This is a genomic window from Agrobacterium vitis, from assembly GCF_013337045.2.
Lineage (GTDB): Bacteria > Pseudomonadota > Alphaproteobacteria > Rhizobiales > Rhizobiaceae > Allorhizobium > Allorhizobium vitis_B.
In genome coordinates, this window is record NZ_CP118259.1 from 2,239,791 (window position 1) to 2,259,713 (window position 19,923).

At 57.5% G+C, this 19,923-nt stretch carries 21 protein-coding genes; 13 read left to right on the forward strand and 8 right to left on the reverse strand.

Features of this window, described 5'->3' with window-relative positions; all coding sequences use genetic code 11:
- Window positions 1-8 precede the first annotated feature (8 nt).
- On the forward strand, window positions 9-458 hold the full coding sequence (locus tag G6L01_RS10845; RefSeq protein ID WP_070164191.1) for a GNAT family N-acetyltransferase: 450 nt from the start codon (window positions 9-11) through the stop codon (window positions 456-458).
- A gap of 3 nt (window positions 459-461) precedes the next feature.
- Here G6L01_RS10845 and clpS read toward each other — a convergent pair whose 3' ends face one another.
- A complete protein-coding gene (clpS, locus tag G6L01_RS10850) occupies window positions 462-773 on the reverse strand; it encodes an ATP-dependent Clp protease adapter ClpS (RefSeq protein ID WP_015916707.1) in 312 nt (103 codons plus the stop codon).
- 154 nt (window positions 774-927) lie between these two features.
- Between clpS and ychF the strand changes: the two genes are divergently transcribed.
- The 7 genes from ychF to G6L01_RS10885 all read left to right on the forward strand — a co-directional run bounded on the left by ychF (window position 928) and on the right by G6L01_RS10885 (window position 6,657).
- A complete protein-coding gene (gene ychF, locus G6L01_RS10855; protein ID WP_070164190.1) occupies window positions 928-2,031 on the forward strand; it encodes a redox-regulated ATPase YchF in 1,104 nt (367 codons plus the stop codon).
- A gap of 155 nt (window positions 2,032-2,186) precedes the next feature.
- On the forward strand, window positions 2,187-3,683 hold the full coding sequence (locus G6L01_RS10860) for a hypothetical protein (RefSeq protein WP_070164189.1): 1,497 nt from the start codon (window positions 2,187-2,189) through the stop codon (window positions 3,681-3,683).
- A 54-nt stretch (window positions 3,684-3,737) separates the two neighbouring features.
- Complete coding sequence (locus G6L01_RS10865) at window positions 3,738-4,208, forward strand: MaoC family dehydratase (protein ID WP_070164204.1); 471 nt, start codon at window positions 3,738-3,740, stop codon at window positions 4,206-4,208.
- Window positions 4,205-4,690: a MaoC family dehydratase gene (locus tag G6L01_RS10870; protein WP_070164188.1), complete on the forward strand. Its 486-nt coding sequence runs from the start codon at window positions 4,205-4,207 to the stop codon at window positions 4,688-4,690. The genes G6L01_RS10865 and G6L01_RS10870 overlap by 4 nt, the downstream gene beginning before the upstream one ends.
- The gene (locus tag G6L01_RS10875; RefSeq protein ID WP_015916712.1) at window positions 4,677-5,156 is read left to right on the forward strand and encodes a glutathione peroxidase; all 480 of its coding nucleotides are present in this window, start codon (window positions 4,677-4,679) and stop codon (window positions 5,154-5,156) included. Before G6L01_RS10870 ends, G6L01_RS10875 begins: the two co-directional genes overlap by 14 nt.
- A gap of 14 nt (window positions 5,157-5,170) precedes the next feature.
- Complete coding sequence (locus G6L01_RS10880) at window positions 5,171-5,962, forward strand: helix-turn-helix transcriptional regulator (protein ID WP_081343998.1); 792 nt, start codon at window positions 5,171-5,173, stop codon at window positions 5,960-5,962.
- Between the two features lie 83 nt (window positions 5,963-6,045).
- Window positions 6,046-6,657, forward strand: coding sequence for a LysE family translocator (locus G6L01_RS10885; protein WP_070164186.1), 612 nt, complete (start codon window positions 6,046-6,048; stop codon window positions 6,655-6,657).
- Between the two features lie 24 nt (window positions 6,658-6,681).
- On the opposite strand, the gene G6L01_RS10890 is transcribed toward G6L01_RS10885, so the two are convergent.
- The 5 genes from G6L01_RS10890 to petA form a co-directional block, all read right to left on the reverse strand.
- Entirely contained in the window at window positions 6,682-7,587 is a 906-nt protein-coding gene (locus G6L01_RS10890) for a HEPN domain-containing protein (RefSeq protein WP_070164185.1), read from the reverse strand.
- Between the two features lie 31 nt (window positions 7,588-7,618).
- Complete coding sequence (locus G6L01_RS10895; protein ID WP_041696913.1) at window positions 7,619-8,161, reverse strand: adenine phosphoribosyltransferase; 543 nt, start codon at window positions 8,159-8,161, stop codon at window positions 7,619-7,621.
- Between the two features lie 211 nt (window positions 8,162-8,372).
- A complete protein-coding gene (locus G6L01_RS10900; RefSeq protein ID WP_070164184.1) occupies window positions 8,373-9,227 on the reverse strand; it encodes a cytochrome c1 in 855 nt (284 codons plus the stop codon).
- Window positions 9,228-9,252: 25 nt separating this feature from the next.
- The gene (locus G6L01_RS10905; protein ID WP_070164183.1) at window positions 9,253-10,518 is read right to left on the reverse strand and encodes a cytochrome b; all 1,266 of its coding nucleotides are present in this window, start codon (window positions 10,516-10,518) and stop codon (window positions 9,253-9,255) included.
- Window positions 10,519-10,531: 13 nt separating this feature from the next.
- Window positions 10,532-11,128: a ubiquinol-cytochrome c reductase iron-sulfur subunit gene (petA, locus tag G6L01_RS10910; RefSeq protein ID WP_070164203.1), complete on the reverse strand. Its 597-nt coding sequence runs from the start codon at window positions 11,126-11,128 to the stop codon at window positions 10,532-10,534.
- Window positions 11,129-11,278: 150 nt separating this feature from the next.
- Here petA and G6L01_RS10915 point away from each other — a divergent pair, with 150 nt between their 5' ends.
- The 3 genes from G6L01_RS10915 (at window position 11,279) to G6L01_RS10925 (ending at window position 13,885) form a co-directional block, all read left to right on the forward strand.
- Window positions 11,279-11,536, forward strand: a complete 258-nt coding sequence (locus G6L01_RS10915) for a hypothetical protein (protein WP_139190226.1) — start codon at window positions 11,279-11,281, stop codon at window positions 11,534-11,536.
- Window positions 11,537-11,828: 292 nt separating this feature from the next.
- Window positions 11,829-12,770 carry an endonuclease/exonuclease/phosphatase family protein gene (locus G6L01_RS10920; RefSeq protein ID WP_070164182.1) on the forward strand — a complete coding sequence of 314 codons (942 nt, stop codon included), beginning with the start codon at window positions 11,829-11,831 and terminating at the stop codon, window positions 12,768-12,770.
- Window positions 12,771-12,925: 155 nt separating this feature from the next.
- Complete coding sequence (locus tag G6L01_RS10925; protein ID WP_197432329.1) at window positions 12,926-13,885, forward strand: alpha/beta hydrolase; 960 nt, start codon at window positions 12,926-12,928, stop codon at window positions 13,883-13,885.
- Window positions 13,886-14,278: 393 nt separating this feature from the next.
- Here G6L01_RS10925 and G6L01_RS10930 read toward each other — a convergent pair whose 3' ends face one another.
- Window positions 14,279-16,156 carry an ABC transporter ATP-binding protein gene (locus G6L01_RS10930; RefSeq protein WP_071207117.1) on the reverse strand — a complete coding sequence of 626 codons (1,878 nt, stop codon included), beginning with the start codon at window positions 16,154-16,156 and terminating at the stop codon, window positions 14,279-14,281.
- Between the two features lie 184 nt (window positions 16,157-16,340).
- On the opposite strand from G6L01_RS10930, the gene aac(6') reads away from it, so the two are divergent.
- Window positions 16,341-16,793 (forward strand): aminoglycoside 6'-N-acetyltransferase, encoded by a 453-nt coding sequence (aac(6'), locus tag G6L01_RS10935; RefSeq protein ID WP_070164179.1) that lies wholly within the window; start codon window positions 16,341-16,343, stop codon window positions 16,791-16,793.
- Window positions 16,794-16,937: 144 nt separating this feature from the next.
- Here aac(6') and G6L01_RS10940 read toward each other — a convergent pair whose 3' ends face one another.
- Complete coding sequence (locus G6L01_RS10940; RefSeq protein WP_070164178.1) at window positions 16,938-18,797, reverse strand: ABC transporter ATP-binding protein; 1,860 nt, start codon at window positions 18,795-18,797, stop codon at window positions 16,938-16,940.
- A gap of 466 nt (window positions 18,798-19,263) precedes the next feature.
- Here G6L01_RS10940 and G6L01_RS10945 point away from each other — a divergent pair, with 466 nt between their 5' ends.
- The gene (locus G6L01_RS10945) at window positions 19,264-19,749 is read left to right on the forward strand and encodes a tRNA (cytidine(34)-2'-O)-methyltransferase (RefSeq protein ID WP_070164177.1); all 486 of its coding nucleotides are present in this window, start codon (window positions 19,264-19,266) and stop codon (window positions 19,747-19,749) included.
- Window positions 19,750-19,923: the final 174 nt, after the last annotated feature.

Below are 19,923 nucleotides of genomic sequence, written 5' to 3' on the forward strand. Positions count from 1 at the left end.
GGTATCCGATGTCCAATGCGATTACCGTCCGCCCCGCAACGTTCAATGATCTGGAGGCATTGCTAGCACTTTACAAAGACTTGAGCAGCAACAACAATTTTGACGCCGCTGAACGAGTGCATGACACCTATGCAGCTATTCTCTCCCACCCTGGCCTGACCGTTTTCATGGCTCTCGACCGTGAAAGACCCGTAGCAACGGCAAGTTTGCTGATAACCCCCAACCTGACGCGCGGTTGCCGGCCTTATGCACTGATCGAGAATGTCGTAAGTGCCGAGAGCCATCGAGGCAAGGGCTATGGCCGAGCGGTCGTTCTCCATGCCATCGACGCCGCCTGGAATGCTGACTGCTATAAGGTCATGCTGCTGACAGGCAGCACACGTCCCGAAATCCACCGCTTCTACGAAGCCTGCGGCTTTCTCCAGAACAAGACCGGCTATCAGTTCCGCCGTACGTGATGCCTATTCTTCCGGCTCAATGGTAAACAGCAGCGGAAACCCTGCTTCCTTGGCGAGATCATTGGCCTCAGTGGATTTGGTCTCGGCGATGTCGCGGGTGCAGACCACCACCACCGCCGAGCCAAAACGGTGAGCGGTCATCATCACGCGGTTGCCGGTTTCCTCGCTCATCCGGAACACGGCTTTCAGCACGATGGTCACGAATTCGCGCGGAGTGTAATCATCATTGGTCAGGATGACCTTGTAGAGCCTGGGCTGCTCCAGCTTTGGCCTGGTTTTCACCTTTGGCTGCCCGACAATGACTTTTTGAGGCATTGGCAACTCCCATCGGCACACGCTCGCGTTACCATAATGCGAACTGCTTCCGGCTTCAAGCAATTGGCGCCAAGAAGCGGCAAAGCCTTGACCGGGCCGTTCCATTCCCCCATAGGCAAGGCAACAAAACCTTTACTGAGCACGGAAAACACCCATGGGCTTCAAATGCGGTATCGTGGGACTGCCGAATGTCGGCAAGTCCACCCTTTTCAACGCGCTGACCAGGACGGCGGCAGCCCAGGCGGCCAACTATCCTTTCTGCACCATCGAGCCGAATACCGGCGAAGTGGCCGTGCCCGATCCGCGCATGCAGACGCTGGCAACCGTTGCCGGCTCCAAGGAAATCATCCCGACCCGGATTTCCTTCGTGGATATTGCCGGTCTGGTGCGTGGCGCTTCCAAGGGTGAAGGCCTCGGCAACAAGTTCCTCGCCAATATCCGCGAAGTCGATGCCGTCGTGCATGTACTGCGCTGTTTCGAAGATGACGACATCACCCATGTCGAAGGCCGGATCGATCCGGTGGGCGATGCCGAAACCATCGAAACCGAGCTGATGCTGGCCGATCTGGAAAGCCTGGAGCGCCGCACCGAGCAGACCCGCAAGCGCGCCGCCTCCAAGGACAAGGAATCGATGACGCTGCTGCCTGTCATGGATGGCGCGCTGAAGCTGTTGCAGGAAGGCAAGCCTGCCCGCCTGCTGTTGGCAAGCCTTGATGCCGAGGAACGCGAGGTGCTGAAAAGCCTGAACCTGCTGACCTCCCATCCGGTCCTCTATGTCTGCAATGTCGCCGAAGCCGATGCGGTGGGTGGCAATGCCCATACCAAAGCCGTCGAGGAAATGGCCAAGGCACAAGGGGCGGAAACCGTGATCATTTCGGCGGCCATCGAAGCCGAAGTGGCGCAATTGCCGGACGAGGAAGCTGCCGAATTTCTGTCGGCGCTCGGGCTGGAAGAAGCAGGTCTCGACCGGCTGATCCGCGCTGGCTACCACCTGCTCGACCTGATCACCTATTTCACCGTTGGCCCCAAGGAAACCCGCGCCTGGACCATTCCGCGCGGCACCAAGGCGCCCGCCGCAGCAGGCGTGATCCATACCGATTTCGAACGCGGCTTCATCCGCGCCTTCACCATCGCCTATGACGATTACATCACCTACAAGGGCGAAGTTGGCGCCAAGGAAGCTGGCAAGGGCCGCGACGAAGGTAAGGAATATGTCGTGAATGACGGCGACGTCATCCACTTCCGCTTCAACACCTGATCCATATTTGCGACGGTCGAACTGTCAATCATAAGCGGGATGCTCTTCCAAAAGCATCCCGCTTTTATTTTGCCCTTTAAAACGGTGGCCAACTGGGCAATATCAACCTGTTGGAGCGGTGTGGGTTACCGCCTCCTGAAACGAGGGGAGTAAGCATGCGTTCGATGTCTGTGCCTGTGTTGTTTCTATCCGCTGTCCTGGTGCATGGGCAGGCAAACGCCGCCGATGTTACCCCGAAGGGCGCCAAGGACCTCAAGCAGCAGCTCCTGTCCGCCCTGCCGGACGGCATGGTCAAGGATGCGAGCGCCATGACGGTGCGGGCGCGCAAGAACGCCTATGAGGTCCGGGTCAATACCATTGCGCTCTTCGGACTGGAGGCGATCAAATTCACCAAAGCCGTGGGCATCAGCCCGGTCGTTTCCCTCATTCGTCCGCTGGACGGTGGCCTGTGGCAAATCGACCAGGCAGGCGGGGTCGATGTCAAAGGGCAGACTAAAGAGAAAGGCCCCAAGACCGACTTTCTCTTTTCGGTCGATTCCTACAGCATGACGGGGATCTACGATCCGAGCATCACCTATCTCCAGTCCGGCACCTACAAGGCCGAGGACATGCGGCTGCGATTGCAGACGGGTGACAGCTCGACGGACATACGCCTGGACGCCATCAATTCCACGGTCCAGGGGATGAAGGAAGGTGATAATACGATCACGGTTGCCAGCAGCGGCACCTTCACCAATCTCGTTGAAGACATAAGGGCTTCGAAAGCGGACCCTGCCGGTTTCCGCGCCGGTTCAGGCGAAAGCTCCGTGAAAATCGAGGGCGTTGCCTATCAGCCGCTTCAGAAAATGATCGCGATCCTGGTCAGGAATTGGGACAAGCCGCCGATGGATGAGGCTGAAAAGCGCATATTGATCCAGCTGTTCCGCTCGAATTTCCCGCTTTTCAAGACCATGTCCCAGACCGTTGTCTATCGCGACATGCAGGTCGAGACCCCGCAAGGGCCGTTCACCGCCAAGCGTTTCGGTATAGAGACCATGATCGACGGTATCAGCAATGGCGCCAGATTCGGCTTCGGCCTGGATCTCGTCGAGCCTCAGATGGTGGCAGGTGTTGTGCCGGCGGCCTATACGCCCCTCATTCCGCAGACCGCGACGATCAAGGTGAAGGTGCCCACCGTCAACGCGGCAGATGGCATCAATTACCTGATGGACAATGTCGATTACGATCCCGCCCAGCCGCTGACACCGCCGCAAAAGAGCGAAATCAGCCGCCGCTTCTTTCCTGAGGGCATCGCCACCATTGCCTATGACGGTACCCGTCTGACATCTTCGCTCTATGACGTCACGGTTACCGGCAAAACTACGTTTGCCCTGACCGGCAACGACAAACCGCTGGTCGACGTAACAGTAACAGCACGCGATTTCGACAAGACCATTGCCTATCTCCAGACCAATGCCAAGCAAACGCCAGAGCTTGGTCAGACAGCATTTTTCCTGCTGATGGCGAAAGGCTTTGCCAAGACACAGGATGATGGCCAACTGATTTGGCACGTGGAAACGGATCGCACCGGCCAGATCAAGGTCAACGGCAATGCTTTCAGTATTCCGGGTGCCGCTCCAGACCCCGCTCCAGGCACGCCTCCGGCACCGTAATTGAAATTCTTGTATCTGCGCTATCAGGGCTCGGATACGCCCAGAGAGGATATTATGCAGACAGACAAATTATATTTTGAAGATTTTCCGGTTGGTACACGCCTGCCGCTTGGCCCCGTTACGGTGGATTTAAACGACATTATAGAGTTTGCCACAGAGTTCGATCCGCAGCCGATGCATCTCGATGCGGCAGCCGGTGAGGCCAGCATTCTCGGCGGCTTGGCGGCCTCCGGCTGGCATACCTGCGGGCTTTTAATGCGGATGATGATCGACAGCTATATCCTGCGCTCCTATTCCGAAGGCGCGCCGGGCATCGACTTCGTGCAGTGGAAAACGCCTGTCCTGGCGGGTGATACCCTGAGTGGCTTTTCCCTGGTTGAAGAGGCCCGGCCATTGCGCTCGCGCCCGGGAATCGGTGTCATCACCAGCCGCCATGAACTGGTCAACCAGAAGGGCGAAACCGTCATCGTCGCCCGCAATGCGGCCATGATGCGCCAGCGCCAACCGGCAGGAGATGCGGCATGAGAATGGTTGACCTGTTCCCCTTCGAGCAAAAAGTCGTGCTCGGCACCCGCCATTTCAACGCGGAAGACATTATCCGCTTTGCTACAAAATTCGATCCGCAACCCTTCCATGTCGATGCGGAAGCGGCGAAGTCCTACGTCTTCGGCGGTCTCTGCGCTTCCGGTTGGCACACCTGTTCAGTGTGGATGCGCACCTTTCTCGACTTCATGGGCGAAGCCAACGCCAAAGCCCTTGCCGAAGGCGTGACACCGCCGCGACTTGGCCCCTCGCCCGGCTTTACCGACCTGAAATGGCTGAAACCGGTCTATGCCGGGGACGACATTACCTATAGCCTGACGGCACAAAACAGCCGTGCGCTCAGGTCGCGTCCCGGCTGGCACCTCCACGCCAGCGTTGCCGAGGGTATGAACCAGCAGGGCGAGCCGGTGCTGCGTTTCGTCAGCACCGTGCTCGAACAGGAGAATGACAATGAACGTTCATGACTTTTCAGCCAAGGATATTACCGGTCGGGAGCGCAAGCTTGCCGAATTTGCCGGAAAACTGCTCCTGATCGTCAACACCGCCAGCAAATGCGGCTTCACACCGCAATATGAAGGCCTGGAGACCCTGCAAAAGCGTTTTCAGGACGATCTCGTCATCATCGGCTTTCCCTGCAACCAGTTCGGCGGCCAGGAACCGGGATCGGAAGCCGAAATTGCCAGTTTCTGCGACCTAAATTTCAAGGTCAGCTTCCCGATGTTTGCCAAGATTGATGTCAAAGGCAACGAGGCCCACCCGCTTTACAAATACCTGACCCACGAAGTGCGCGGCATTCTCGGCACCGAAGCGATCAAATGGAATTTCACCAAATTCCTTGTTGGGCGCGACGGCACACCGATTGCCCGCTATGCGCCGATCACCAAACCGGAAGAAATTGCCGATGATATTGCCAAGGCGGTAAAGGGTTAAGGGCGATGGGCCGGATGCAGGACTTTCAGTCATTCCGGCCCAGAGACCCACGGCTTCGCGCCGTTTGCGCCCAAAGTAAACACAGATTTTCTCGACACACCCACGACGAGTTCGGCATCGGGCTGATCGTCAATGGCGGGCAGATATCAGCCTCTGGCCGGGGCCAGGTCACGGCTGAGCCCGGCAACATCATCACCGTCAATCCTGGAGAGGTGCATGATGGCGCGCCACTCGATGACCACGGCCGACATTGGTTGATGCTCTATATGGAGCCGGAGTTTCTCAACGACATGCAGACGGATCTAGGCGAGACCGGACAGGTTGAATTCGAAAGACCGGTCTTCGACAATCCGGATTGGGCGAACCGGTTCTACCGTGCCTTTCAAGCCATGCGCGAAGGCAAAGGGTCAGCGGCAGCCCTGGCCCAAGACGAGACCCTGATTGACCTGCTGGCGCCACTGATCTCTTGGCGAAGCAATGCAGTGCGGCCGAAGAACGATCCGCCCATGGAGCGGGTCAGGCAGATGATCTGTGACGACCCGGCGGCAAATCCATCCCTCCAGGACTTGGCCACTGTCGCAAATGCCAGCCGATTCCAAACGCTGCGGGCTTTCCAGGCCATGACCGGGCTGACGCCCCATGCCTATATTCTGCAGCAGCGCGCCAACCAGGCCCGCCGCCTGATTCTATCGGGTAAGAGCAGCCTTGCCGACATCGCCGCTACCTGCGGCTATGCCGACCAAAGCCATATGACGCGAGAATTCAAACGCCGATATGGCCTCACACCTGCGGCTTTTCGGGCCTGAGAGGAACCTGCAATTCCATTCAAGACCGGACGGGCAAGTGGTGACCAAATGGCGCAAGGATCAACACAGCGCGGTCACTCATCATGCCTCTCGATTTTTACCTGACATCCCTCATCATCGTTGCAACACCCGGAACCGGAGCGCTTTACACTCTGACTGTCGCACTGTCCGGCGGATGGCGAGCCGCAACCATTGCCGCCTTCGGCTGCACGCTGGGCATTCTGCCCCATATGGCAGCAGCCAGTTTTGGCCTGGCAGCGATACTGGCCGCAAATGAAACCCTCTTCCAAGCAGTCAAAATCGCCGGTGTCGTCTATTTGCTCTATATGGCAGCCAGCCTCTGGCGCGGCGGCGAAATCGAGATGAGCCAGGAGCAACCCCAGCCGTACAATGCCTTGCGAATCATCGGCAAAGCCGTGCTGATCAACCTGCTGAACCCGAAACTCTCGCTGTTTTTCCTGGCCTTCCTGCCGCAATTCGTTGATGGCAAGGCCCCGCAGGCCATCAGGCAATTCGTCCTCTGCTCGGGCCTGTTCATGGCGATGACATTCATCGTCTTCGCCCTCTATGGCTGGATGGCAAGCGGATTGCGCAAGCATATCCTCTCAAAGCCAAGAACGGTCAAAACGCTCTACAAAGGATTTTCCGCCGCATTCCTGTTGATGAGCGTCAGACTGGCGCTGGCCGAGCGCTGACGCGAAGCAAATAAACAACGCTGGCTATTCGGCAGCGGCCAGCCTTTCACGGCAAACCATCTCTACAGCCGTCTGCAATCGTGTGACCGCATCGAACAGCCAGTCAAGCTCTTCAGAGGTCACCTTGTATTGGGTGGAATAGCGAGCCTCGACATAAGCGCGATGCAGCCGGTCAAAACAACGACGTGCCAAACGGTTTTTCGGCGGCCAGACGTCTCGAAGACGGGCGTCATAGCTCTCAGCCAGGGGCCTGAGCTTCCGAAGGCTATGAAGCGGTGGGCTATAGAGAGTGAAAACCAGCAGGACGCAGTGATAAAAGCGTTCCGTGGCCTGATGGAGGTTGAAAGCCGCCTGTTTGAGCTGCATGTCCTTGCTGGCATAGCCCGCCAGTGTCACATTATAGACAGCGCTCGGAAACCAGTCATCAAAATAGGCTTGCGCCCGCGCTTGTCTCTCTTCGGCAGTGATCGGCTTCGGTTCAGCAAAGCCATGGCCCGGCACCTCGTAAAGAGGAATGCCATCGCTGATAACATCGACGAAAAACGGCAGTCCCTGGGCCAGCTTGTCGTTCACGTCATGAAGCGAATGGACGATGAAATTTACCGGGGTTTTCAGGCGCTTGGTGACCTGCTCTTCGCGGATGATGCGGTCATGGGCCGTGCGCCAGAATTCATCCTCGTCGGCAAAGGTCTCCGTGTTGACCACGACCAGTATATCGTAATCCGAGTAGTAGCCGCTGGCATGGTCCTCGACCCAGTTGCCACGCGCGTAAGAGCCGAACAGGAGGACCTTGAGAATCTGGCCGCCCTTGTTCTTGGCCGAAAGCCTGCCCTTTTGCGCCTCGTCGAATTCCTCGAAGAGAATTTTCAGAACACGATCCAGCTCCCGCCTTTTGCGCAGCGGCAAATGAGCTAGAAGATCGTGATCCATCGCGGCATCCGTCGTTTCGGTTCAATAAAGATCAATGCCCGGAAAATTCCACCAGCGTGCGCACTTCAACACCTAGAGCTTCCAGCTTCTTGCGGCCGCCGAGATCCGGCAGGTCGATGACGAAGCAGGCGGAGACGACGTCGGCGCCGATCTGACGCAGTAGCTGCACTGCGCCGACGGCGGTGCCGCCAGTGGCGATCAGGTCATCGACCAGAATGACCTTTTCACCGGGCTGCACGGCATCGACATGCATTTCCATCTCGTCCACGCCATATTCCAGGCTATAGGCGATCCGCACCGTCGTGTGCGGCAGCTTGCCCTTCTTGCGGATCGGCACGAAACCGGCAGACAGCTGATGCGCCACCGCCCCGCCCAGAATGAAGCCGCGTGCTTCCATGCCAGCGATCTTGTCGATCTTCAACCCGGCATAGGGTTGCACTAGTTCATCGACGGCGCGGCGAAAAGCGCGTGGATTGCCGAGCAGCGTGGTGATATCGCGAAACACGATGCCGGGCTTGGGATAATCCGGAATGGAGCGGATAGCGGCGGAAAGTTCCTGGGAAATCTGTGTCATGGTCTGCCCGGCTGACGGAATTTCTAGTTGCGCCGGACCCTACTGCATAAAATCTTAAATCGGAATCAATTTAAGGCTCTGTCCAGAGGGAATATGTCCTGCCATCCCACAGCCATCGCCGCGGCGTGTCTTATGGTATTTGGGTGAAACGAAAGACGAAAAAGGCGGCCCGAAAGCCGCCTTTTCGAAATTGCGTCACCCCAAGGGTCAATCAATGCCCCTTGTTGGCATAGACCGATTTTTTGGTCAGGTAGACCAGGCCGGAGAAAATCAGCAAGAAAACCATGACCATGAAGCCAGTGCGCTTGCGTTCTTCCAGATGCGGCTCGGCAGCCCACATCAGGAAGGCCGAGACGTCCTTGGCATATTGATCGACGGTCTGCGGCGCGCCATCGTCATAAGTCACCTGCCCCTCGCTGAGCGGCGGAGCCATGGCAAGGGCCGAGGCGGCAGAGAAATACGGGTTATAATGGGTGCCTTCGGCCACCGTCACGCCAGCCGGCGGGTCCTGATAGCCGGTCAGCAGCGCGTGGATATAATCCGGCCCGCCCTCCTGATATTGCGTGAAGATATCAAAGATGAAGGTCGGGAAACCACGCTCGATGCCGCGTGCCTTGGCCAGCAGCGACATGTCCGGTGGTGCGGCGCCATTATTGGCGGCAGCGGCGGCTTCATGGTTGGGGAAGGGCGACGGGAAATGATCCGAAGGCACGGCCTTGCGGGTATACATTTCGCCGGATGCGTTCGGCCCGTCCTGCACTTCGTATTCGGCGGCAAAGGTCTTCACCTGCGCTTCCGAATAGCCAAGGCCTTCCAGCGTACGGAAGGAAACCAGGTTCATGGAATGGCAGGCGGAACAGACTTCCTTGTAGATCTTCAGTCCGCGCTGCAATTGCCCCTTGTCATATTTGCCGAAAGGCCCGGAAAAACTCCATTCCACCGGGGCTGGCTTATGAATGGGGTAATGGGGCGTTTCGCCTTCCGCATGTTCCTGCGCAAGCGCTGCGGAAAAGCCGAGACCGGTGGCGAATGCCAGCGACAGGAGGCTTGTGGCAAGCTTCTTCATTGAGTTTATCCTCTCCCTGCCTGTCTCAGACATGCGCTTCGGTTTTGCCGGCTTTGGCCAGAACAGCCTCGGTAATGGAGTTCGGCACGCGCCTTGGCGTTTCCAGCAGACCGAGCAGCGGCATGATCACCAGGAAAAAGCCGAAGTAATACAGCGTCCCGAACTGCGCCATGGTGGTGAATGTATCCGTCGGCTGACGTGAACCGAGCCAACCCAGCAGAATGCAATCGGCGACAAAGATCCAGAAGAACAGCTTGTACCAGGGACGGTACACGGCGGAACGCACCTTGGACGTATCCAGCCAGGGCAGGAAGAACAAGACGATGATCGCCCCGAACATCACCAACACGCCGCCCAGCTTGGAATCGATGAACAGCACGTTGAAGGTGATGGCACGCAGCATGGCGTAGAACGGCAGGAAGTACCATTCAGGCACGATATGTGCCGGGGTCTTTAGCGGATCGGCCATGATGTAATTGTCGGGATGGCCGAGGAAGTTCGGCATGTAGAAGATGAACCAGGCATAGGCGATCAGGAAGATCGACACGCCGAAGGCGTCCTTCAGCGTCGCATAGGGCGTAAACGGCACCGTGTCGGTCTTTGACTTCACCTCAACCCCGGTCGGATTGGTCTGCCCGGTGACATGCAGTGCCCAGATATGCAGGATAACCACGCCTGCGATCATGAAGGGCAGCAGGTAATGCAGCGAGAAGAACCGATTCAGCGTTGGCTGATCGACGGCGAAGCCACCAAGCAGGAAGGTCTGGATCCACTCGCCCACATAAGGAAAGGCCGAGAAGAAGCCGGTGATAACAGTCGCACCCCAGAAGGACATCTGGCCCCAGGGCAGAACGTAGCCCATGAAGGCGGTTGCCATCATCAGCAGGAAGATCACCACACCGAGAATCCAGAGGATTTCGCGGGGCGCCTTGTAGGACCCATAGTAAAGACCGCGGGCGATATGCAGGTAGACGGCGATGAAGAAGAAGGACGCGCCATTGGCATGCATATAGCGCAGCAGCCAACCATGGTTGACGTCGCGCATGATCTTTTCGACGGAGTTGAAAGCAACAGTGGTATCAGCGGTATAATGCATGGCCAGCACGACGCCGGTCAGGATCTGCACGATCAGCATCACGGCCAGCATGGCACCGAATGTATAGGCGTAGTTCAGATTGCGCGGTACGGGAAAAGCAATGAAACTATCATAGACCAAGCGCGGCAAGGGTAGCCGCTGATCGATCCACCGTGTCAGCCCGCTCGAAGGCTGGTAACTGGAATGCCCACTCATCAATCTCTCCCCCTCAGCCGATCTTGATCACGGTATTGGATACGAACCCATAATTTGGAATATGCAGGTTTTCCGGCGCCGGGCCTTTGCGGATACGGCCGGCCGTATCGTAGACAGAGCCATGACAGGGACAGAACCACCCGCCATATTCCCCGGCCTGACCAAGCGGTACGCAGCCGAGATGGGTGCAGGAGCCGATCATCACGATCCAGTTTTCCTTGCCCTGCCCCGCCGAGCGGGCAAGATCGGTCGCCTGGGCGTCGTCGCCGGCATTGGCGTTGCGCGCCACCGGGTCCTTCAGCTGGGCAATCGGCACGCCCTTGGCCTCTTCCACTTCCTTGTCGGTGCGGTTGCGGATGAAGACCGGCTTGCCGCGCCATTTGACCGTCAGCGACATGCCCGGCTGAAGAGCCGAGACATCTACCTCGATAGAGGCCAGAGCCAGGGTCGAGGCATCGGGCCGCATCTGGTCGATAAAGGGCCAGGCCACAGCCGCAACGCCAACTGCGCCCGCCATGCCGGTGGCGAGATAAAGGAAGTCGCGGCGCGTCGGCTCGCCCGCGCCCATGCCTCCGCCCGCAGTTTCAGTCTGTGTATTGTGTTCGCTCACGGTCAAACCATCCTCTTCGCATCGCCTGCGACAAACCGTTGGAGCGCCATGGGTCACTCTCACCCGCAAAGGACGCTCGATCACTTTTCATCCGCCGCAATACCCGTTCAACGAGCAGGTCCTACGGCAGCGGTCCCCCTGACGGCATCCATGACGCCACAAAATCGCCATAGATTCTCCGCCTCCAAGTCAATTTCTATGCGCGCTGGTGAAATCTGTCCAGTGTTCAACCGCATCAGAGGCAACATGTCGCGGAAAACTTTAGGAAAACCAGGGATAAAAATTCCCCTGCAATTGCAGGGATTTGCGCTTTATCAAGAGCCAGGACACGAGAAGAGCCCGGTTTTTCACGCTTTTGACTGCAAACCTGATTTGAAAAAAGTCAAGACTTGTGCAATGCGCAAGTGACTGTTGCGCTGCAAAATTTTCGTGATCCGCATGTGTAATCGTTGTGAGTTGACCTCGGGATTTTGGCAGTCTCGTTATGAAGCCCAAAGGTGCAGGCTTGATTGCAGGATATTGTCTTTTCGGAAATCAGGTTCCGTGCCATCTGACAGGCCGTATGCATGGCGATTGAAGCATGGGACGACAACCGGAACCGGCTTGAAGATAAAATCATGCAACAAATAGAAAGTGTTATAGAAGCGCAGTCGACACCCTATAGGCTGCATAACACTGCAATCCCGCAAAAGGCAAGAAGATGAAATCGATGCTGCTGCACATCATGGCAACCCTGCTCGTGCTTGCCCTTGGCGTCTTTGCCCTGCGTTACACGACCAGTTTCTGGGGTGCGGGGGTGATCTATAGCCTTCAGCTGCACGCCGGGCTGGCCATGTTGCTCATGGCGCTGTTCTGCCTGGCGCTGCGCCCCGGCCTGTTCACCATGACCCTTCTGGCCGCCACACTGTTCATCGCCGGTCATGCCGTCTGGATGATCTGGGCCACCCTGCCGCAAACACCCCGGATTGATCTGGCGCGCATGCAGCCGTTCAGGGTCCTGTCCTTCAACGTGCTGGGCGACAACCTGGAAAACGGCGGTGCGATCACCGATTACATTCTCGAATCGGGGGCGGATGTCGCCTATGTGATGGAGGCGGCCCCCGTTTCCCTGCATCTCGACCGGCTGGTGAAGACCTACCCTTATCGGATCGGCTGCGGCGAGCACACGCCGACCTGCGACCTGATGATCCTCTCGAAATATCCGCTTGATATGATCTATGTCGGCAATCTCAGCGATCTCAGGCGCGACCGGTTCGCCATGGCGAAAATCCACGTCGGCGGCACCGCCTTGCATCTGGCAGCCGCCCATTTGAGCAAGCCCTATTTCGACGGCTACCACATGGAGGAACTGGGAGAGCTGGGCGACGTCTTGAGCGGCATCGATGGCCCTCTCCTGCTGGCCGGTGATTTCAATGCCTCGACGCTGGCACCCGACATGCAGAAACTGCTGAAAGTCACCGGCATGACCACGACCGGGTTGGAGCCCGCCACATGGCCAATCATCGGCGGCGCCTTCGGCGTGCCAATCGACCATATTTTCATCCGCAGCCCGCTGATGGCGGCGAAGCTGTCACGCATTCCCTCGAATTTCGGCTCCAACCATTATGGACTGATCACCGATCTGCTGCTGCCGAAGGGGTGATGAAGCTCACGTCCGTCCGCATCCAGATTATCGAAAGGACGACAGCCACAGAAGACATTGCACCCGCACTCTTCCGCATTTATCTTGCACGTCCATAATTTTGCACCCAATGCCCAAAGTCAGACATTTTCAATCCTAATTATCGACATAGAGAATTGGCCGCCGACAAAAAAGGCCTTATCCAAATGGCGCAAATATTTTTCTTTGTAATATTCACTTTGATTGGTGTGTTTGCCACTAGTTGGCAAGCTGAAGCAGAAGACAATCAAGTTTGGCAACCTTCGGGCGGCATTCAGCAAATTCCAATCTGGCCCCATGAAGCGCCAGACATGGAGACTATTTCACTCCCACCAGAGAGTTTGAAACCGGGAAAGCAGACGATCCTTAACGTAACCCATCCAACAATGACTATTTACCCGCCTAAAGGTAAGAACAGCGGCACTGCAATCGTGGTGTTTCCCGGCGGCGGGTTCCGTGTTCTGGCAATGGACCTGGAGGGTACCGAGATCTGCGATTGGATAACAGGCAACGGCATAACCTGTATTCTTCTCAAATATCGAGTGCCAGGAAGTGACGATTATTGGGACCCCGACTGCCATTGCCGGGTTATCCCAAAAATACGCCGAGCCCTTCAAGACGCACAGCGCACGGTTCGCCTCGTCAGAGCGCGCTCGCAGACATTGAATATCGATCCACACAAAGTTGGCGTGATTGGATTTTCATCCGGCGGGTTTTTGGTCGCTGAAATAAGCAATATTTCGAAGCCCAATTACGTGCCCGTGGATGAAGCAGACAAGTTGAGCAGCCACCCGGACTTTGCTATCGCTGCATATCCGGGGCATATGTGTTACGATTCCGGCCAACCTAGGCATTTAAATTTCGCGATCACGAAAGCGGCGCCGCCGACATTTCTCGTTCAAGCAAGCGACGACGACGTCGATAACCCCTGCAATAGCAAGGTTTATGCGGATGGCCTCAAGAAAGCTGGCGTGCCCACCGAACTCCATATTTTTGATAGGGGAGGTCATGCGTTTGCGCTGCGAAAGCCTGATTTACCGGTAGGACAATGGCCTAATCTCGCAATCGTCTGGCTAAAGAAAGTGGGCATGTTGTGATAAGGGAATTGCCACTGGAAGAAGGTCCAGGGGGCGTTAGATAGCGGGTTCGTAATACAAAAATTACCTCGAATGAATCAGGCTGGTCCATGTATGAGATAACGAAAACGAAGGGGTCTTTCACGAAAATGAGGACGCTTCGCTGGAGGCTGGCGATTACCTTTTTAAAGATCGTTTTCCGAAAGGAAGAAAGACTAATCTATTCTCTCAAGGCGCTTGGAATGAGTGATCTCTTCTGCGTGCGGGCTCTCGAATTCGCTTATCATCTGGACAATCACTCAGCGAGCATGCTGATCGGCAAGTTCATTGCTAATCCATTTACTGAACCTAAAATCTGAGCCGTCCTTCCGGGTCGGAGTTCATTATTCCGCTCGCATGCAACGCTTATGATCATTATTCCGCCGCCCGATCCGCCTCCTCACCGCCAATAAATCCCCCCGATTGGCGCGCCCAAAGCTCGGCGTAGAGCCCGCCCCGCTCCACCAGTTCGTCATGGCTGCCCTCTTCGATGATCCGACCCTGGTCGATCACCACGAGGCGGTCGAGGCTGGCGATGGTGGAGAGGCGGTGGGCGATGGCGAGCACGGTTTTGCCGGTCATCAGCTGTTCCAGATTGGACTGGATGGCGGCTTCCACTTCCGAATCGAGCGCCGAGGTCGCCTCGTCCAGCACCAGGATCGGCGCATCCTTCAGCATCACCCGGGCGATGGCGATCCGCTGGCGCTGGCCGCCGGAAAGTTTCACGCCGCGTTCGCCGACATGGACGTCAAAGCCGGTGCGGCCGCGCTGATCGACCAGTTTTTCGATAAAGCCCAGCGCCTCGGCCTGATCGGCGGCGGCGCGCAGTTGCTCTTCGCTCGCCTCATCGCGGCCAAACAGGATGTTGTCACGGATCGAGCGGTGCAGCAGGGCTGTATCCTGGGTCACCATGCCGATCTTGCCCCGCAGGCTTTCCTGCGTCACCGCGCGCAGATCCTGACCATCGATCCGGATCGCGCCGCCCTCGACATCGTAGAACCGCAGCAGAAGGTTGACCAGCGTGGTCTTGCCAGCCCCGGAGCGCCCGACAATGCCGACTTTCTCGCCGGGCTTGATGGTCAGCGACAGATGATCGATGGCCCCCTTCTGCTTGCCATAATGGAAAGACACATCCTCAAAGCGGATTTCCGGACCGGTGACAGCGAGCACTTTGGCATCGGGCCGGTCCTTCAGGCCGATGGGCTGGGAAATCATCTCGGCGGCGTTCTGGATCGTGCCGATATTGCGCATCATACCGTTCAACTGGGTCATCATCCGGTTTAGCAGCATGCTGAGGCGCAGAACGAGGCCAAGGGTAAACGCCATGCCACCCGCCGTCATCGCCCCTGAAAACCACCGGTCGATGCAGACGGCGGCAATCATCAGGATCATACCGCCCGACAGCAGTGCCAGCGAGGCGCGCACCCCGGTGATCAGCCGGGTAAAGGGTGCCTGTGCCGCCTGGAACCGCTCGAACCCGGCGCGGATGTAATGATCGTTCTGCCGTTCGCGGGCAAACAATTTCAGGGTCTGGATATTCGCATAGCTATCCACCAGCCTGCCGGTCAGCGCCGAACCTGCTTCGGCTGTGTCACGGGCATGGCGGCGGATGCGCGGTACGAAATAGCGGGCCAGCACAGCGAAAACCAGCACCCATACGGCGATGATCGCCGCCAGCACCCAGTCCAGTTGCGCCAAAAGCGCCATGGTGGAAATCGTATAGATCACCATGAACCAGGCGACTTGCAACAGCGACGTCAGGAGATCGCCCGTTGCCTGCCCGCCCGCCCAGACCTTGGTGGCAATCCGCCCGGCAAAATCATTATGGAAGAAGTTCAGCGATTGGCGCGCGACATGCACATGGCTTTGCCAGCGCACCAGATTGAGGAAATTCAGCACCACGACCTGTTCTTCGACCAGCGCGCTCAGCGTGATCACCGCAAATCGCACGAAGACGACAACGGCGGCAATGCCCAGCAGTTCAAGCCCATGCGCACCGAGCAGCCCCTGCCAGCCTGCCGCTTTGGGGACGGTATCGATCAGATCCACCAGCCGCCCGACAAACCAGAACATGCTGGCTTCCATGACCGCCACCGCGCCACCAAATATCGCCATGGCAAAAAATGCCCACTTGGCTTGGCGCACGTAAAACCACACGAAAGCCGTGGTGCCGCGCGGTGGGCAAAGATCCGCACGCTCGGTAAAGGGATCGACCCAGCGTTCGAATAGACGGATGACGGCGGCAATCAGCATGGAGCGGGACCTCGATAGAGCCGAACGGGACGAGTCGGTTCTCTCGCAAACTAGGGCTATTGCGGACCGGGACAAAGGTGCTGATGTCGATTGGCCGGTTATATTTGCGTGATCAGGATGGTAACACCCTGGTTGCCGTGACACCTGTACGTCGAGCCGAAATCGCCCTGAAGGGAACCCCAATATGAAGTTGATTGTTGAGATTGGGACGATAAAAGATGTTGAGCCGTGGGCGCAGCTTCGTACCGCGCTCTGGCCGCATCACACACTTGAAGATCATCGCGCTGAATTGGTCCGAACGTTTCTCTCGGAAAATGGAAAAGCCATCGCGTTTATCGCCCGAAACACCGCGAATGAAGCGGTCGGCTTTGCTGAGGCCAGCTTGCGACATGATTATGTGAATGGATGCAGCAGTTCGCCCGTTCTATTCCTCGAAGGAATTTATGTCTGGCCCGCTGACAGGCGACAAGGGATTGCAGGATTGCTTTGCAATGCCGTTGCCGAATGGGGAAAGTCGCTTGGATGTGTTGAATTTGGCTCTGACGCGCCGCTAGACAATTCAGCCAGCCATGCGCTCCATACCGCTTTGGGCTTTGAGGAGACACAGCGCGTCGTCGTCTTCCGAAAGCCGTTATAGGCCCGTATAGCTTTTCAACCAGGATCTGCCGCCAGATCCATGCCATCACCTTCATTCAAGACAGTCAGCCGTATCAGATGCTCGACACAAGGCCGAGCATGACGCCGGAAATGAGAGCGGCTGCCAGCAAACAAAGACGGCGGATCACTCCGCCGCCGTTTCCTGCACCTCGTTGGCCTCGTCGGCCAAAAACCCGCCAGACTGGCGGTTCCATAGATCGGCATAGACGCCGCTCTGGCTGGCGAGCTGGTGATGGGTGCCGGTCTCGATGATCCGGCCCTTGTCCAGCACCACGAGACGGTCCATTTCGGTCAAGGTCGAGAGGCGATGGGCGATGGCGATCACCGTCTTGCCCTCCATCAAGGCAAACAAGCTCTCCTGAATGGCGGCCTCTACCTCAGAGTCAAGCGCAGAGGTCGCCTCGTCCAGCACCAGGATTGGCGCATTTTTCAGGAAGACCCGGGCGATGGCAATCCGCTGGCGCTGACCGCCTGACAGTTTCACGCCCCGCTCACCCACCTGCGCATCCAGACCAACCCGGCCTTGCATATCGACGAGGTTCTCGATGAAGTCCCAGGCATTGGCGCGTTTTGCCGCCTCGACCACTTCGGCATCGCTGGCATCCGGGCGGCCATAGGCGATGTTGTCGCGGATCGAGCGGTGCAGCAGCGAGGTATCCTGCGTGACGACGCCGATCTGGCCGCGCAGGCTATCCTGGGTCACCGACCCGATATCCTGCCCGTCGATGGTGACGTGGCCCTTTTCGACATCGTAGAACCGCAGCAGCAGGTTCATCAGCGTCGTCTTGCCAGCGCCGGAGCGGCCAACCAGCCCGACCTTTTCGCCAGCCTTTATGATCAGCGAGAAATCGTCGATCACGCCGCGCGACTTGCCATAATGGAAGCGAACTTTGTCATAGACGATTTCGCCCTTCGGCACGGTCAGTGGCTTTGCATCGGGCTTGTCGGTAATGTCATGGGGCTTGGTCATCATGTCCATGCCGTCATAGACGGTGCCGATATTTTCAAACAGCGCCGAGACTTCCCACATCACCCATTGCGACATGCTGTTGACCCGCATGGCAAGCCCGATGGCAATGGCGATAGCGCCGACCTGGATGGAGGCCGTCAGCCACAGCCAAACGGAGAGCGTGCCGATCATGAAGATGACCGTGCAATTGTTGAGATAGACCAGAACCTGGAACAGCGTCACCTTGCGCATCTGCGCATGCACGGATTGCAGGAATTCGTCCATCGCACCCTTGGCATAGTCCTCCTCCCGCCTGGTATGGGAGAACAGCTTGACCGTGGCGATATTGGTATAGCTGTCAACGATCCGCCCGGTCATGGTCGAGCGGGTATCGGCCTGGAGTGCGGCAATCTTGCGCAGCCTGGGCACGTAATAGGTGACGATCGAGATATAGATGCCCAGCCAGACCAGCATCGGCACCAGCAGACGCAGGTCGGCGGAGGCAATCACCACCAGCATCGAGATGAAATAGGTGATGACATAGACAAAGACATCCAGCACCTTGACCACGGTTTCGCGCACCGCCAGCGAGGTCTGCATGACCTTGGTCGAGACCCGGCCAGAAAACTCATTGGCGAAAAACGTCATGGAATGGTTAAGCAGAAAGCGATGCATCTGCCAGCGGGCGATCATCGGGAAATTGCCCAGCAGCGTCTGATGCACGATCAGTGAATTGATCGTGGCAATGCCCGGCAGAAACACCAGGACCAAGGCCCCCATGCCCACCAGCCGCCAGCCCTCGGTTTGCAGGAACGTATCGCGGTTGGCATGGGAGAGCCAGGTGACGATATCGCCGAGAAACTGGAAGAGCATCACCTCGCCCACCGCAATCAGCATCACCAGCACGGCCATCAGCGCCAGCCAGCCGGCAGCGGGCCTGGTATAATGCCAGATGAAGCGGAACAGGCCCTTGGGCGGCAGGCTGGGTTGCTCGACCGGATAGGGATTGAGTTGGCGTTCGAACCAGGTAAACATCTTCAGTCTCCATCAGCTTGCCGGACCGATATAGCGCGTATCGCGGCAAAGCAACCGGGATATGGCAAGCTCAATCGGTAAACGGCGGCCAACCGCGAAAGGGCCAGCCGATTGGCGGCATGACCGCCTGACTGCAAAGGTTCAGGCGAAATCAGCCATGGGATTGAGAAAGACATCGCCTCTTGCAAAGATTGCAGATCAGGCAAGAGCGCAGTTCAGGCGATGGCGTTTCGACAGGTTAAGGAAAAGTCGAGAGGGCTCAGCGCTGACGGAGAATTCGTGCAGCGGGGTGGCGCATCCAGTGGATATCGGTCATGCGTGCCTCCCTGTCTCGAGTAAAGATGCACTTTCAATAAAGACGCAGCGGGAAATTGAAAAGTCGCAATCGGAACGGCACCCTGTTTTGCGGTCGCACTGTTGCCCATCGACAACAGACAGGCCGCAGCGAAGCCGATATTCAAACGCCATGACCAATAACATCACCGGCGTCTCCCCCTCCACGCTCCGCATCGCCCTTTACCAGCCGGATATTCCCGGCAATACCGGCACGATCCTGCGGCTCGCCGCCTGCCTGGGCCTGGGTGTCGATATTATCGAGCCTGCCGGTTTCGACCTGTCGGACCGCAATCTGAAGCGGGCGGGAATGGACTATCTTGCCGCCGTCACCCTCACCCGGCATGTCAACTGGGTGCAATTTGAGGACTGGCGCAAGGAGAGCGGGCGGCGGCTGGTTCTGGCCTCCACCAAGGCGGCCATGCCCTATACCGATCTCGCCTTCCAGGCCGACGATATCCTGCTGTTTGGCCGCGAAAGCGCCGGTGTGCCTGACCATGTCCATGACGGCGCCGATGCCCGCATCCTGATCCCGATGGTCGAGAGCCAGCGTTCCATCAATGTCGCCATGTCGGCAGCGATGATTGCCGGTGAGGCGCTGCGCCAGACGCGGCGCTGACCCCAAGAATTTCCTGATTTTCCAAACGTTTTCATCAGGATAAGCGCCAGAGCGCTTCTGCATGGACATTTGGCTTTGCGCAAAGCCAACCGGTTCAGCCTGTGCTATCCTTGAAGCTGGATTTGCAATCATGAGCCAATACAGCTTTTCCGTTAGTGCAAAAAAAATAAAGTA

Coding starts and splice junctions, on each gene's coding strand:
- G6L01_RS10845 (WP_070164191.1), top strand. CDS start 9: ATGTCCAATGCGATTACCGTCCGCCCCGCAACGTTCAATGATCTGGAG.
- clpS (WP_015916707.1), bottom strand. CDS start 773: ATGCCTCAAAAAGTCATTGTCGGGCAGCCAAAGGTGAAAACCAGGCCA.
- ychF (WP_070164190.1), top strand. CDS start 928: ATGGGCTTCAAATGCGGTATCGTGGGACTGCCGAATGTCGGCAAGTCC.
- G6L01_RS10860 (WP_070164189.1), top strand. CDS start 2,187: ATGCGTTCGATGTCTGTGCCTGTGTTGTTTCTATCCGCTGTCCTGGTG.
- G6L01_RS10865 (WP_070164204.1), top strand. CDS start 3,738: ATGCAGACAGACAAATTATATTTTGAAGATTTTCCGGTTGGTACACGC.
- G6L01_RS10870 (WP_070164188.1), top strand. CDS start 4,205: ATGAGAATGGTTGACCTGTTCCCCTTCGAGCAAAAAGTCGTGCTCGGC.
- G6L01_RS10875 (WP_015916712.1), top strand. CDS start 4,677: ATGAACGTTCATGACTTTTCAGCCAAGGATATTACCGGTCGGGAGCGC.
- G6L01_RS10880 (WP_081343998.1), top strand. CDS start 5,171: ATGCAGGACTTTCAGTCATTCCGGCCCAGAGACCCACGGCTTCGCGCC.
- G6L01_RS10885 (WP_070164186.1), top strand. CDS start 6,046: ATGCCTCTCGATTTTTACCTGACATCCCTCATCATCGTTGCAACACCC.
- G6L01_RS10890 (WP_070164185.1), bottom strand. CDS start 7,587: ATGGATCACGATCTTCTAGCTCATTTGCCGCTGCGCAAAAGGCGGGAG.
- G6L01_RS10895 (WP_041696913.1), bottom strand. CDS start 8,161: ATGACACAGATTTCCCAGGAACTTTCCGCCGCTATCCGCTCCATTCCG.
- G6L01_RS10900 (WP_070164184.1), bottom strand. CDS start 9,227: ATGAAGAAGCTTGCCACAAGCCTCCTGTCGCTGGCATTCGCCACCGGT.
- G6L01_RS10905 (WP_070164183.1), bottom strand. CDS start 10,518: ATGAGTGGGCATTCCAGTTACCAGCCTTCGAGCGGGCTGACACGGTGG.
- G6L01_RS10915 (WP_139190226.1), top strand. CDS start 11,279: ATGACGCCACAAAATCGCCATAGATTCTCCGCCTCCAAGTCAATTTCT.
- G6L01_RS10920 (WP_070164182.1), top strand. CDS start 11,829: ATGAAATCGATGCTGCTGCACATCATGGCAACCCTGCTCGTGCTTGCC.
- G6L01_RS10930 (WP_071207117.1), bottom strand. CDS start 16,156: ATGCTGATTGCCGCCGTCATCCGTCTATTCGAACGCTGGGTCGATCCC.
- G6L01_RS10940 (WP_070164178.1), bottom strand. CDS start 18,797: ATGTTTACCTGGTTCGAACGCCAACTCAATCCCTATCCGGTCGAGCAA.
- G6L01_RS10945 (WP_070164177.1), top strand. CDS start 19,264: ATGACCAATAACATCACCGGCGTCTCCCCCTCCACGCTCCGCATCGCC.